The organism is Parafrankia discariae, assembly GCF_000373365.1.
Classification (GTDB): domain Bacteria; phylum Actinomycetota; class Actinomycetes; order Frankiales; family Frankiaceae; genus Parafrankia; species Parafrankia discariae.
Genome location: NZ_KB891241.1, coordinates 86766 through 100614, shown reverse-complemented (window position 1 = coordinate 100614; position 13849 = coordinate 86766). Strand labels below are relative to the sequence as shown.

The 13849-nt window shown below is 73.7% G+C and carries 14 protein-coding genes; all 14 read right to left on the bottom strand.

The window, feature by feature from the left end:
* Positions 1 to 2: 2 nt before the first annotated feature.
* Positions 3 to 1043: a tyrosine recombinase XerC gene (locus B056_RS0124880; protein ID WP_018504565.1), complete on the bottom strand. Its 1041-nt coding sequence runs from the start codon at positions 1041 to 1043 to the stop codon at positions 3 to 5.
* 32 nt (positions 1044 to 1075) lie between these two features.
* The gene (gene dprA / locus B056_RS0124875; protein ID WP_020572692.1) at positions 1076 to 2302 is read right to left on the bottom strand and encodes a DNA-processing protein DprA; all 1227 of its coding nucleotides are present in this window, start codon (positions 2300 to 2302) and stop codon (positions 1076 to 1078) included.
* Entirely contained in the window at positions 2299 to 3891 is a 1593-nt protein-coding gene (locus B056_RS0124870) for a YifB family Mg chelatase-like AAA ATPase (RefSeq protein WP_018504563.1), read from the bottom strand. Before B056_RS0124870 ends, dprA begins: the two co-directional genes overlap by 4 nt.
* Complete coding sequence (locus B056_RS0124865; protein WP_018504562.1) at positions 3891 to 4247, bottom strand: YraN family protein; 357 nt, start codon at positions 4245 to 4247, stop codon at positions 3891 to 3893. The genes B056_RS0124870 and B056_RS0124865 overlap by 1 nt, the downstream gene beginning before the upstream one ends.
* A gap of 222 nt (positions 4248 to 4469) precedes the next feature.
* On the bottom strand, positions 4470 to 4766 hold the full coding sequence (locus tag B056_RS0124860) for a DUF2469 domain-containing protein (RefSeq protein WP_011606858.1): 297 nt from the start codon (positions 4764 to 4766) through the stop codon (positions 4470 to 4472).
* A complete protein-coding gene (locus B056_RS0124855) occupies positions 4763 to 5470 on the bottom strand; it encodes a ribonuclease HII (RefSeq protein WP_035752731.1) in 708 nt (235 codons plus the stop codon). Before B056_RS0124855 ends, B056_RS0124860 begins: the two co-directional genes overlap by 4 nt.
* Before the next feature lie 20 nt (positions 5471 to 5490).
* Entirely contained in the window at positions 5491 to 6720 is a 1230-nt protein-coding gene (gene lepB, locus B056_RS0124850; protein WP_018504560.1) for a signal peptidase I, read from the bottom strand.
* Between the two features lie 190 nt (positions 6721 to 6910).
* Positions 6911 to 7267, bottom strand: a complete 357-nt coding sequence (gene rplS, locus B056_RS0124845; protein WP_018504559.1) for a 50S ribosomal protein L19 — start codon at positions 7265 to 7267, stop codon at positions 6911 to 6913.
* Positions 7268 to 7886: 619 nt separating this feature from the next.
* Positions 7887 to 8714, bottom strand: coding sequence for a tRNA (guanosine(37)-N1)-methyltransferase TrmD (gene trmD, locus B056_RS0124840; protein WP_018504558.1), 828 nt, complete (start codon positions 8712 to 8714; stop codon positions 7887 to 7889).
* 137 nt (positions 8715 to 8851) lie between these two features.
* Positions 8852 to 9529 (bottom strand): ribosome maturation factor RimM, encoded by a 678-nt coding sequence (gene rimM, locus B056_RS0124835; protein WP_026240111.1) that lies wholly within the window; start codon positions 9527 to 9529, stop codon positions 8852 to 8854.
* Positions 9530 to 9586: 57 nt separating this feature from the next.
* Positions 9587 to 9820 carry an RNA-binding protein gene (locus tag B056_RS0124830; protein ID WP_006544182.1) on the bottom strand — a complete coding sequence of 78 codons (234 nt, stop codon included), beginning with the start codon at positions 9818 to 9820 and terminating at the stop codon, positions 9587 to 9589.
* On the bottom strand, positions 9821 to 10261 hold the full coding sequence (gene rpsP / locus B056_RS0124825) for a 30S ribosomal protein S16 (RefSeq protein WP_026240110.1): 441 nt from the start codon (positions 10259 to 10261) through the stop codon (positions 9821 to 9823). It abuts the gene before it with no gap.
* 255 nt (positions 10262 to 10516) lie between these two features.
* Entirely contained in the window at positions 10517 to 12082 is a 1566-nt protein-coding gene (gene ffh / locus B056_RS0124820; RefSeq protein WP_018504555.1) for a signal recognition particle protein, read from the bottom strand.
* A gap of 395 nt (positions 12083 to 12477) precedes the next feature.
* The gene (gene ftsY / locus B056_RS0124815; RefSeq protein WP_018504554.1) at positions 12478 to 13755 is read right to left on the bottom strand and encodes a signal recognition particle-docking protein FtsY; all 1278 of its coding nucleotides are present in this window, start codon (positions 13753 to 13755) and stop codon (positions 12478 to 12480) included.
* Positions 13756 to 13849 lie beyond the last annotated feature (94 nt).

The following is a 13849-nucleotide window of genomic DNA, read 5'->3' as shown; positions in this document are numbered from 1 at the left end:
CGTCAGGCCCGCGGATGAGCCTGGTCGAAGGCGGCGCGCAGCCGCTCCGGGGTGACGTGGGTGTAGATCTGCGTGGTCGACAGGCTCGCGTGGCCCAGCAGCTCCTGCACGGAGCGCAGGTCCGCGCCGCCTTCGACCATGTGGGTGGCCGCGCCATGGCGCAGACCGTGCGGGGTCAGCCCGGCGGGAACTCCCGCAGCGGCGGCGCGTGCCTGGACGAGCCGGCGCACGGAGCGCGGGTCGAGCCGGCCGCCGCGGGCACCGAGCAGGAGCGCCACCTCGACACGCGTCGCGAGGTAGGGCCGGCCCCTGGTGAGCCAGACGTCGAGTGCGCCCGCCGCGGGCAGGCTGAACGGCACGTTGCGCTGGCGACCGCCCTTGCCGTGCACGCGCAGGAGGCGCCGCTCATGGTCGACGTCACCGATGTCGAGCCGGCACAGCTCGGAGACCCGCACGGCACTGCCGTAAAGGATCTCCAGCACCAGATCGTCACGCAGGTGCAACGCGACCTCGCGCGGCTCCGGTGCGGCGCCGCCCCGTGGCCTTGTCCCAAGAAGACGGTCCGCCTGTGCCGCGGTGATCACCTGGGGGATCCGCCGCGGCACCCGGGGGGTCGCCAGCCGCGCGCCGACGTCGTCGGGAAGGAATCCCCGCCGCGCGGCAAAGGCGGAGAACACCCTCGCGAGGGACGCGCGGCGGGCGATGGTGGCCGGGGCCGCCCCGGCGGAACGCATGCCGGCGAGCCACCCGCGGAGCACGGCGAGATCCAGGTCCGGGAGGTCCGGCCGGCCGGCCGCGGCGGCGTGCGCGCGTAGGCCCGCGAGATCGGCGCGGTAGGCCCGGACGGTCTCCGCCGAGCGGTCCCGCTCAGCGACCAGGTGGCGCACGAAGGCCTCGACGGCACCCGCCCAGGCACCCTCATCGCCACCGCCACCGTCGCCGCGGCTGCCACCGCCGTCACTGCCGCCGCCGTCGCCGCGGCTGCCACCGCCGTCATCGCGGCCACCACGGGCCGTGGCCGCCGCATCGCCACCCGTCCCCATTGCGCGACCTTGGCCGCCGGGATGGCGAGGCGTCAAGGCGAGGTCGGGGCGGATGCCGCCGGTGCCGCTCCCCCGGGCGAGGTCGCCCGGCCCCGGGGCGGGGAGGACGAGGAGCGGCCGAGCGCGGTCAGCCGGTACCCGGCGTGGGTCGCCTCCACCAGGCCCTCGACCGCGAGCGGGCCCAGCAGGGCGAGGATCGCCCCCGGCTGCCTGCCTACACGGCGGGCCAGCTCGGCGACGCCGATCGCGGAGCGGGCCGGCATCACGTCGAGCAGTTCCAGCACGAGATCCGCGAGGCCGTCGCGGGCCCGGGCCGGGCCGCTCGACCGGGGCTCCAGCTCGCCGATCGGCCCGATCTCCTCGCAGATGTCGCCGGCGCCGGTGACCAGCACCGCCTCCTCGCGGTGGTCTCGCAGAAGGCGATGACAGCCGGCGCTCATCGCGCTCGTGACCGGCCCCGGCACCACCATCACGGTGCGGCCGAGCCGCCGGGCGTGGCGGACGGTGTTCAGCGCGCCGCTGCGCAGCCCGGCCTCGACGAGCACCGTCCCCGCGCACAGTGCGGCGATGACCCGGTTTCGGGTGAGGAACCGCCGCCGGTAGGGCGGGCTGCCCGGTGGGGTCTCGCTGAGAACCAGGCCGGAGGCGGCGATCTCGTCGAGCAAATCGGCGTGCGCGGCGGGATAGGGCACGTCCACTCCCCCGGCGAGGACGGCGATCGTCGGCCCCGCGGCGGCGAGGGCACCGCGGTGGGCCGCGGCGTCGATACCGAAGGCCGCGCCGGAAACCACGGTCCAGCCACGCCCGGCGAGCCCGTACCCGAGTTCCTCCGCCTGGTGGACGCCGTACGCGGTGGCCGCGCGGCAGCCGACGACGGCCACGGCCCGCTGGCTGAGGTGATCGAGCCGGCCCGTTCCCCGGGCCCACAGCACGAGTGGGGCGCCGGCCTCCCGGCCCGCGCCGCGGGCCTGGTCGAGGACGTTGACGCGGACGGGCCACTCCGGGTCGCCCGGGCAGATGGGACGCGCGCCGACCTGCGCCGCGATCTCGATGTCCTGGCGTGGGTCGACACCGGGGTGCTGCGGCCGCAGGCGCTCCCACAGCGCCACCTCCCCAAGCCCATGCAGTTGTTCGGGAAGTGAGGAGAGGTCCGGGCCGGCGATGCGGCTCAGCCCGATCCGGGCCAGGCGCCGAGGCTCGTCGCCGCCGGGCGCCGGGACGCCGGCCGGGCGCGGAGCCTCCCCCGCACCGGCGCTCACACGGACCATCCGGGGAGGCGCAGGTCGAGGGCGAGCCCGATCTCGTCGGAGCCCGGCCGGTCCTCCCCTTTGAGGTCCGCCACCGTCCACGCGACGCGCAGCACCCGGTCCAGCCCACGCGCGGTGAGCAGGCCACGTTCGAAGGCACGGTCGGCGAGCCGGGTCGCGTCCGGCCGCAGCGGCCACTGGCGGCGCAGGGACGGGCCGGGCACTTCGGCGTTTCGCCGCCATGGCGTGCCGGCCAGCCTCCGCCGCATCGCGACCCGGGCCGAGGCGACACGCTCGGCGACGACGCTCGACGAGGTTCCAAGCCCCCGATCGGCCCGCAGCTCCGCCCGGCTCGGCGCGGCCAGCGCCACCTGGATGTCGATCCGGTCGAGCAGCGGCCCCGACAGCCTCGCCAGGTAGCGCCGGCGCGCCGTGCTCGGGCAGTCGCACGTGTTGTCCCGGGGGCCGCGGGCCCGTGAGCAGGGGCACGGGTTCGCGGCCAGCACGAGCAGGAAGCGGGCGGGGAACCGGGTGGTGGCCCGGGCCCGCGCCACCTCGATGACGCCGCTCTCAAGTGGCTGGCGCAGCACGTCCAGGCTGGTCCGGCCGAACTCCGGGGCCTCGTCAAGGAAAAGGACGCCGTGGTGTGCCTGGCTGGCCAGCCCCGGGCGGATCACCGTGGAGCCGGAGCCGACAAGCGCCGCCGGCGTGGCGGTGTGATGCGGGCTGCGGAAGGGCGGCCGGGTGACCAGCGGGCGGCCGACGGGGAGGACGCCCGCCACCGAGTGCACCGCCGTGACCTCCAGTGCCGCGGTGGTGTCCAGCGACGGCAGCAGCCCGGGCAGCCGCTCGGCCAGCATGGTCTTGCCCGAGCCGGGCGGGCCCTGCATGAACAGGTGGTGCCCGCCCGCGGCGGCCACCTCCACCGCCAGGCGCCCCCGACTCTGACCGGCGACGTCCGCGAGATCGGGCCCGACCGGCTCCGGCTCCCGACCCGCCGCCGCCAGCGGCGGCGAACCCGGCGACCGTGACGGCGACGACGGCGCCGCTTCCGGCGCCAGCCGGATCCGCGACGGACCGAGCCGCGGGCGGCCGCGCAGCAGGCCGAGCACGCTGGCCAGGTCGGACATGGGCTCGACGACCGCTCCCGGGACCAGTGACGCCTCACCCGCGTTGGACTCGGGCACGACGATGCTCTCCAGGCCGGCCTCAACCGCCGCGAGAACGGCGGGCAGTACTCCGCGCACCGGCCGGAGCCGGCCGTCGAGCGCGAGCTCGCCGATCAGCACCCTGCCGCCGAGGGCGGCAGCGGGAACCACCCCTGCGGCGCCCATGATCGCGACGGCCATCGCCAGGTCGAAGCCACTGCCGGACTTGGGCAGGGTCGCCGGGAACAGGCCGACGGTGATCCGGTGGTCCGGCCAACGCTCCCGTGAGTTGACGACGGCGGCCCGCACCCGGTCCCGGGCCTCGTGCAGTGCCGCGTCCGGGAGGCCGATGAGCGTCAGCCCGGGCAGGCCGCGGGCCAGGTCGGCCTCCACCTCGACAAGGTGGCCCTCGATGCCGACGACGGCGACGGCCAGCGACCGTGCGAGCGCCATCAGAAGGCACCCCGCAGGTGTTCCACCCGGACGGACCCCTGCCGTTCCCGGTAGACCGACAGCACGTCGAAGCGGATGACCGCGGGTGGATGGGGGTGCTCGGCGAGCCACCGCACGGCCAGCCGCCGGATTCTCGCCGCCTTGCGGCCGACCACGGCGTCCGGGCCGCTTCCGTAGTCCGCGCCGCTGCGCGTCTTCACCTCGCAGAAGACGAGCGTGTCGCCGTGGCGGGCGACGATGTCGATCTCGCCGTCCCGACAACGCCAGTTCCGGGCGAGGATCTCCGCGCCGTCGGCGCTCAGGTGGCGCGCCGCGATGTCCTCGCCGAACCTGCCGAGCCGCTGACTGACCCGCATCCGAGGCTCCGTCCCACCGGGGGTCGGTCGCCCACCGGTGAGATCAGGTTCCGCGTACGCGAGCCGCCGATGGCCGCTGAACGGCGCCCTGTGGACAAGGTTTTCCCGTCCACAGGGCGGCCCGCCGCGGTCCGCGCGACGGGCACCACGGGGGGTGATCGTCCGCGACGGCAGGCCGACCGACGGCGCGCGAACCCACGCGGGCCGGCGGCGCGCCGTCACTCAGAGCTCGGCCTTGGTCAACTCCTCGACGTTGATGTCCTTGAAGGTGACGACTCGCACGTTCTTCACGAACCGGGCAGGACGGAACATGTCCCACACCCAGGCGTCCCGCAGGGTCAGCTCGAAGAAGACCTCGCCGTCCGTACTGTTCCGGACCTCGATCTGATAATCGTTCGCGAGATAGAAACGACGCTCCGTCTCGATCACGTACGAGAACAACCCGACCACGTCGCGGTACTCGCGGTAGAGCTGGAGCTCCATCTCGGTCTCGTATTTTTCGAGATCCTCCGCGCTCATGCGGTCTCCGTGACGCCACGCAGGCTGGTCATAGCAACCCTGTCCTCCAGCCGCAACGATCGTGTTTCCCCTGCCGGCGCCGCCAGCGCGGCGACGTTGACATATGACAGTCGGTGCTGCTCGCACGGCCCGTACCGCGTCATCGCGGCGGTGTGCGCCGCGGTGACGTAGCCCTTGTGCTGCGCGAAATCGTACTCGGGATACCGCTCGTGCAAACTACGCATGATCCGGTCCCTGGTCACCTTGGCCACCACCGACGCCGCGGCGATGCACCCGACCATCAGGTCGCCTTTGATCACCGCCAGCGACTCCGCCCCCAGCCCCGCCACCGCGAACCCGTCGGTGAGCACGTACCGCGGCCAGACGTCGAGCCCCGCGACCGCCCGCCGCATCCCCATGATGTTGGCTACGTGCACGCCGGTCTGATCGATCTCGGCGGCGGGGATGACGACGGTCGACACCGCCGCCGCCGCGGCCAGGACGTCCGCGTGGACCTCCTCGCGGACCCGCTCGGTGAGGAGCTTGGAGTCGGTCAGCCGCCTGAGCAGACCCAGCCGACGATGGTCCAGTACGACGGCCGCCACCACCATCGGCCCGGCGCAGGCTCCCCGACCGGCCTCGTCCACACCCGCGACCGGCCCGAGTCCGCGCCGGACGAGCGCCCGTTCGTAACCGAAGAGGCCGGCGTCGGAGCGGATCGCCATACCACGCACATCCGTCGCGATCAGGGTGAACCGCCCATGCCGCGCCGTCTCGCCCACCGCCCGCCCGAGCGCCGCCGGCTCGCCGGAACAGCCAGGGCGAGTGCTCCGACCGGGGCGATCAGCAGGTCCGCGGATTCGGTGCCTCCGGGCGTGCCCAACGCGTGCGGCGGCGAAGTTGGCGCCGGCTCGCCGGACGTCTGACCAGGCGTCCGAGCCGGGGCCGCGGAGGCCGACGGAATGCCGGAGAACGTGCCGGGCACCGTGAGCAGGCCGAAGCGGCCGAGTGGCCACACCCGCACGAACGCCCGGCCGATCACCTTGTCCTGCGGGACCGGGCCGTTCTGGCGGGAGTCCGACGATCGGGAGCGGTGATCACCCATCAGCCAGAGGTCTCCGTCGGGAACCGTGATCGGCCCGAACGACTGGAAGTCGTTCTCGTAGACGTACGGCTCGTCGAGCGCCTTGCCGTTCACCGTCACCCGCCCGGCGGCGTCGCAGCACGCGACGACGTCGCCGCCAACACCGATCACCCGCTTGATGAAGTCCTTCTCGCTCGGCGCGCCCAGGCCCAGCAGCTCCTGCGCGCCACGGACGAACCTGCTCAGGCCGTCGGCCGGCGGGGCCACGATCGATTCCCGCTCGAAACCGGTGCCCTCGCCGTTGAACACGACGATCTCGCCCCGGTGCACGTCCCGGAAATGGTAGATGACCTTGTTCACCAGCACCCGGTCGTCGATGAGCAGCGTCCGCTCCATCGACTCGGACGGGATCCAGAAGGCCTGGACGAACACGGTCTTGATCAGCAGCGCCAGCAGGAACGCGACCAGCACCAGGACGGGCAGCTCGCGCAGGAAGGAACCGCGGCCGCGGTCGCGCCCCGACGGCGGGCGTGAGATACGCCGGCCCGTCGCCGTGGACTCACCGCCCCCGGCCGTGCCCTCGGGCCCGGCGATACCGCTCGGCCCGTCCGGCGGGGGTGCGGCATCGCCCGGCAGAGCGCCGGCCTCCGTCACGTCACCGCGCTCGTCCCGGCCGCGGACGTCCGAGGCCAGCCCGGAATCGGCCAGCCCGGACTCCGCGGGGCGCCGGGAGTCCGAGACGTCGGTGCCCGTGTCCCACGGGAGAGCCGCGTCACCGCGATTCCCGTGACCACCCGCCGCCGCGGCGCCTGAGGCAGGGCCACCGGACGACGAACTGCCCTGCGCCTGACCACCGAACGGCTCGGGTGTGCCCCGGTCCGATCCACTCACTGCGCCACCTCGCGAGGTCGGCCGTCATTCGTCACGGAACGAGTCGACACCCGCCCATGGCCGCGGCCTGACCGGTTCGGCCCACGACCTGACCATCCTGCTGCACCGCTCACGCGGTGGAGTGGTTTGGTGAACGGCCAGTCGCCGGAATCCCCGCGACGAGGTCACCGGGTTGCCGGCCCGCGCGGGATCAGCGGCCGACCGGCTCGCGCTTCTCCTTGATCTTCGCGGCCTTGCCGCGGAGCTGGCGGAGGTAGTAGAGCTTCGCCCGGCGAACGTCACCGCGCGTCACGACCTCGACCCGCGAGACGATCGGGCTGTGGAGGGGGAAGGTCCGCTCCACGCCGACACCGAAGCTCACCTTGCGGACGGTGAAAGTCTCGCGCACGCCGCCGCCCTGGCGGCGGATCACCACGCCCTGGAAGACCTGGATGCGCTGGCGGTTACCTTCGACCACACGCACGTGGACCTTGAGCGTGTCGCCCGACCAGAACTCCGGCACGTCGGTCCTGCGCGACTCGGCGTCGAGGCTGTCCAGGGTGTGCATGGCAGTCGCTTCCTCAAAGGTTGTCACAGTCGAATGCTTGAACGCCGGAACCCTGCCCGGCGGGCCGCACCGACCGGCCCGCCACGCGGCGCGGGACGCCGCGCCGACCCAGGGCCGGGCGAGCACCCGCCGGGACGACGGAAACCGGAACAGCGGCTATGCCGGGTCGGCGAACCGACCGGGTCGCGCCGGATCGGCGAGCCGACAGCGCCGCTCACGATAGCGCGTGCCGCGACGACGCCGCTCACGACAACTCCGATCGCGGCAGGGCCGGTCACAGCTATGTCGATCATCAAAGCATCGGTCACGACCGCATCAGTCACGACAACGTCGGCCAGAGAACCGGCGGACACCGCATCCTACTGTGCCACACGATCGCGGCGCCCGGTCACCAACCCCCGCCCGGTACCACGCGCGGCACGGCCGACCAGGCCACCTCGGCCCGGCTCACGCCCTGCCACGCCGCACGACCCGGCTGGCCGGTGGCTCGACCAGGCCCCGCCCGACCGGGCCGTTCGACGCCGGCATCCAGGCCCGGCGGCAGCCTCCCGGCCCGGCGGCAGCGGAGGACAGCGCGGAGGAAAGCAGCCGACGGCGGAGTAGTCAGGCTACGGAGGGCTCAGGAACAGTGGCTCGACACACAACCCGACGGAGCCGGTTCATCACCGATCGTGCCGCCCCCGGCAATCGCCACCGCGCCCTCGACAGGCGGCACGGTGGGCTCGCCGGCGCTCGCCACCACCGCACGGTCGGCGTCCGACAGCTCGATCCGGTCGAGCAGCTCGGGGCGCCTGCGGCGGGTCCGGCGCAGCGCCTGCTCCCGCCGCCAGCGGGCGATCGCCGCGTGGTCGCCGGAGCGGAGGATCTCGGGCACCGGGCGGCCCTCCCACACGGGGGGCCTGGTGTAGACCGGGCCCTCGAGCAGCCCATGGGCGAAGGAGTCGTCACTGATCGACTCCGCGTTGCCGACGACACCGGGCAGCAGCCGGGTCACGGCCTCGACCATGACAAGCGTCGCGACCTCACCCCCGGCGAGCACATAGTCGCCGATCGAGATCTCGTCGTCGGCCCAGGCGTCCACCACCCGGCTGTCGATGCCCTCGTAGCGCCCGCAGCAAAAGATCAGCCAGTCCTGTTCCGCCAGCTCGGCGGCGTAGCTCTGGGTGAACGGAACACCGGCCGGGGTGGGGACCACGACCCGGGGACGGCGCGACGGATCACGGGCCACGATGTCGCGCAGCGCCGCGTCCCACGGCTCCGGGCGCATGACCATGCCCGGCCCCCCGCCGTACGGGGAGTCGTCCACGGTGCGGTGGACGTCGTGCGTCCACCCGCGCAGGTCGTGGGTCTGGATGTCGACGAGGTCCCGGGACGCGGCGCGGCCCACCAGGGCAAGCTCCAACGGGCGCAGATAGTCCGGGAAGATCGTCACGACGTCGATGCGCATCCGCTGCCTTCGTCAGAGGGAGGTGTGCCGCACCCGGTGGGCGGCGCCTCGGAGCGGGGCGGTGGTGGTGGCGGGGCGCGGTCGCGAGGTGGGGTGGTGACGGAGCCGGGCGCGACCGGCCAGGCGGAAGCGCCGGATCAGTCGAGGTCGAGCAGGCCGGGAGGCGGATCCACCACGATGTGCCCCGCCGCCGGGTCAACCGTGGGCACGATCTCCCGGACGAACGGCACCAGATACTCCCCGCCCTCGGGACGGCCGATCGCGAGAACATCCCCGCCCGGGGAGTGGATGACGTCGACGATCTCACCGAGGACGTCCCCGGCGGGCGTGCGCGCACGCAGGCCGACCAGGTCACGATCCCACCACAGCTCGCCGTCGTCGTCCTCGTCGTCGGGGTCGGCCGCCGGGCCGCACTCGTCGGAGTCGATGGTGAGGAAGCTGCCCCGCAGCGTCTCGGCGGCGCCACGGTCGGTGACCCCGTCGAAGCGGACCAGCAGACGGCCCGAATGCCACCGGGACGCCACAACGGACAGCACCGTCGGGCCCGGCGGCCCGGCGGCGGCCCGGGCGGCGCCGGAATCGCCCGTCGAGGCGGGACCGGCCACCGGGGCAGGACCAGCCGCCGCGCCGACGGCATCGGCCGGACCGGCGGCGACCGCGGCCGGCCGCGGAGCCGGGCCGTCGGCCACCTGGCGAACCAGGCGGGCTCCCGGCGCGAAACGACGCTCCGGCAGGTCGGTGCGGACGTCGACGGTCACGTCGCCGCGAACACCGTGCGGACGGCCGATCCGCCCGACGACGACAGGCTCACCCATGGGACGCGGCCGCGTGCCCGTGGAGGCGATGAGCATGGAGGCGATGAGCGCACACGGCTACCGGTCCACGTCGACGACGTCGATCCGCAGACCGCGACCGCCCACACCGCCCATCACGGTGCGCAACGCCCGAGCCGTCCGGCCGCGCCGGCCGATGACCTTGCCGAGGTCGTCGGGGTGCACCCGGACCTCCAGCGTCCGGCCGCGCCGGTTGCTCGACAGATCCACCCGGACATCGTCGGGATAGTCGACGATGCCACGGACGAGGTGCTCGAGGGCCGCTTCCAGCACTTACTGCCCCGCGGCGGACTCGGCGGGCGCCGACTCGGCACCGTCGGCAGCGGCCGACTTCTTCGCCTTCTTCGGAGTGGTGGCGGGCTTGTCGTCCGCCGCGGCCGCGGCGCGGGCCGCCTCCGCGAAGATCTCCCGCTTGTCGGGCTTGGGAGCCGCGACCTTCATCGGCGGGGGAGCGGGCAGGCCCTTGAACTTCTGCCAGTCGCCGGTCACCTTGAGGATCGCGAGCACCGGCTCGGTCGGCTGGGCGCCGACGGAGAGCCAGTGACCGACGCGGTCCGGGTCGACCTTGATGATGCTCGGGTCGGACTTCGGGTGGTACTGCCCGATGGCCTCGATGACCCGGCCGTCCCGCTTGGTGCGGGCGTCGGCGACGACGATGCGGTAGTGCGGCTCGCGCATCTTGCCGAGGCGCTGAAGTTTGATCTTTGTTGCCACGGTGGTCGTACGGCTCCAGACATATCGATGACCACCGGAACACACGGACTAGCCGTGACGCCCCGATGGCGGGAGAACACCGCCGACGACCAGCCACCACGGAGGTCCCGAAGGGAACTCACCTGAGAGCGGCCACGCCGACGCCGGCAGGCAGGGCCTGTATGACCTTACAGTCTGCCAGATCACCTGCCGACGCAACGCCCGGGGCACCCGGGTCTTCGCCGGGGCCCCGGCGTGTGGGTGGGTTCCCGCGGGTCAGCGGCCTGGACGAGGGTTCCGCGGCGGGGTGCCGCCGCCACCGAAGCCGCCCTGCTGGATCAGCGAGGACAGGTCCGGCATGCCCTCCAGGCCGTTGCCACCGGGACCGAGCGCCGGCGGGCCGCCCTGGGGGGCGTCGCGGCGCTCCTGCGCCTGCGCGGCGCGCGCCGCGGGGTTTCCGCTGCGCCGCGCGCCCTTGCCCTTCTTGGCCGCCTTGCGGGCCTGGGCCGCCTTCGCCCGCGCCATTCCCGCCGGCAGGCCGGCGCCACCGGCCATCTGCCGCATCATCTTGCGCGCCTCACCGAAGCGGTCCAACAGCTGGTTGACCTCGGTGACGGTCACGCCGGACCCGCGCGCCACCCGGGCCTTGCGGGAGGCCTGGAGGATCTTCGGGTCCTGGCGCTCGGCCGGCGTCATGGACCGGATGATGGCGACGACCCGGTCGAGGTCTCGGTCGTCGACCTGGGCGAGCTGGTCCTTGATCTGGCCCATGCCGGGCAGCATCCCGAGCAGGTTGCCGATCGGGCCCATCTTGCGGACGGTGAGCATCTGCTCGAGGAAGTCCTCGAGCGTGAACTCCGAGTTGGCCATCTTGACGGCCATCGCCTCGGCCTGCTCGACCTCGAAGGCCTTCTCGGCCTGCTCGATGAGCGTGAGCATGTCGCCCATGCCGAGGATGCGCGAGGCCATCCGCTCGGGATGGAAGACGTCGAAGTCGTCGAGGGCCTCACCGGTGGAGGCGAACATGATCGGCGCGCCGGTCACCCGGGCGACCGAGAGCGCGGCACCACCGCGCGCGTCACCGTCGAGCTTGGTCAGCACGACGCCGGTGAAGCCGACCCCGTCGGCGAAGGCCTGGGCCGTGGAGACCGCGTCCTGACCGATCATCGCGTCGAGGACGAAGAGGATCTCGTTCGGCGAGACGGCGTCGCGGATGTCGGCGGCCTGGCGCATCAACTCCTCGTCGACGCCGAGGCGGCCGGCCGTGTCGACGACCACCACGTCGAAGACGTGCCGCCGGGCGTGGGCCAGCGCGTCACGGGCGACCCGCACCGGGTCACCGACGCCGTTGCCCGGCTCCGGGGCGAAGACCTCGACCCCGGCCCGCTGGCCGACGACCTGGAGCTGGTTCACCGCGTTCGGGCGCTGCAGGTCGGCCGCGACGAGCAGCGGGGTGTGGCCCTGGGCCTTGAGCCAGTGCCCGAGCTTGCCCGCGAGAGTCGTCTTGCCGGTTCCCTGCAGGCCGGCGAGCAGGATCACGGTCGGCGGGTTCTTGGCGAAGCGCAGCGTCGTCGTGCCGCCGCCGAGGATGCCGACGAGCTCCTCGTTGACGATCTTTATGACCTGCTGTGCCGGGTTGAGCGAGGCGCTCACCTCGGCCCCGCGGGCCCGCTCCCGGATGGCGGCGACAAAACCACGCACGACCGGCAGGGCGACGTCGGCCTCGAGCAACGCCACCCTGATCTCGCGGGCGGTGGCGTCGATGTCGGCGTCGGTCAGCCGCCCCCTGCCACGCAGCGACGTGAAGACCTTGTCGAGGCGGCTGGAAAGGGTGTCGAACACGCGCACACACTCCGAGATCGCAGACGGACCGCAGGCACCAGCGTACGCACCCCGCGCCGATCCGAAACCGGGACCCGGGACGACGTGGGGCCCACGGTGGACGGGACGCCCGGCCCGGCGAGGCGTGCCCGCACGGATCCCGGCACTACGCCGGCCGGCTCCGCCCTCTGCGCTGAGGAGGGCGAGACACCTCGCCGGAGGCTCACATGCCCGACCGGTCGAGACCCGGTCGCGGCCTGGGGCGCGGCTGTCCGCGGATCCCGATGGATCCGCACAGGCGGAAAGACTAGATCAGCCGGGGTCCGTGTGGAAGTGGCTCGAGCGGCCGGAGCCGTGGTCCTCCGGTGCCCTCTTGCGGCGAGCAGGCAGGCCGCGGCGGCGGCACCGGCGGGCTGTCAGGCCGGCTCGCCCAGCAGCGCGTCGACGAACGCCTCCGGCTCGAAGGGCGCCAGGTCGTCCGGGCCCTCACCGAGGCCGATCAGCTTGACCGGGACGCCGAGCTCCCGCTGCACGGCGATGACGATCCCGCCCTTGGCCGTGCCGTCCAGCTTGGTCAGGACGACGCCGGTGATGTCCACCGCCTCGGTGAACACCCGGGCCTGCACCAGGGCGTTCTGGCCCGTGGTGGAGTCCAGGACCAGGAGTACCTCGTCCACCGGGCTCTGCTTGCCGACGACCCGCTTGATCTTCGTCAGCTCGTCCATCAGGCCGACCTTCGTGTGCAGCCGCCCGGCCGTGTCGACGAGCACGGTGTCGGCACCGTCGTCGATCCCGCGCTTGACAGCCTCGAAGGCGACCGACGCCGGGTCCGCCCCCTCCGCGCCGCGCACGGTCGTCGCCCCGACCCGGCCGCCCCAGGTCTCCAGCTGGTCGGCGGCGGCCGCGCGGAAGGTGTCCGCCGCGCCCAGCACGACCGAACGGCCGTCCGCGACGAGCAGGCGGGCGATCTTGCCGCAGGTGGTGGTCTTTCCGGTGCCGTTCACGCCGACGACGAGGACCACGGCGGGCCGGTCGGCGGCGGACGTCCGCAGCGACCGGTCGGTGGTCGTGCCGACCTGGGCGAGCAGCTCGTCGCGCAGCATCGTCCGGGCGTCGGCCGCCGTGCGGGCACCCAGCACCTTGGTGCGCTCGCGCAGCGCCTCGACCATCTCGGCCGTGGCGGTGACACCGACGTCGGCGACGAGCAGCGTCGCCTCGACGTCCTCCCACGCCTCCTCGTCCAGGTTGTCCCCGGACAGTAGGGTCAGCAGCCCGCGACCGAGCGCGTTCTGCGAACGGGCGAGCCGGGCACGCAGCCGTACCATCCGGCCCGCCGCGGGCGCGGGCACGTCGACCGGGATCCGCGGGGCGACGATCTCGGGCCCGGTGACCGGCGCGCCGTCCGCGCCCACCGGGGCCTGAGCGGGCGGCCCGGCCAGGCCGGCCGCCGACTCCACCGTCTCGCCGGGCCGGCCCGGCGAGACGGGTGGGGCCGCGCCGGTCTGCGGGGAGTTCGGTGGGATCGTCGGGGTGGCGACGCCCGACCGCGCGGACGGCCCACCCCCCGCGTCCGGCCGGTCCGCGCCCCGCGAACCGCCCCGGCGGGGGCGTGAGCGCAGGGCGGCGCCGGCCACGAGGCCGACCATGCCGACCAGGACCACGGCGATCACGACGATGAGGATGACCAGCTCCACGACACGATCCTTACAGATCGCCGGGCAACCATCGCTCGTCCACCCCGTGACCACCGCGAGCGGGGCGGCCCGGAGGAGTGGTCACGCCCCCTCG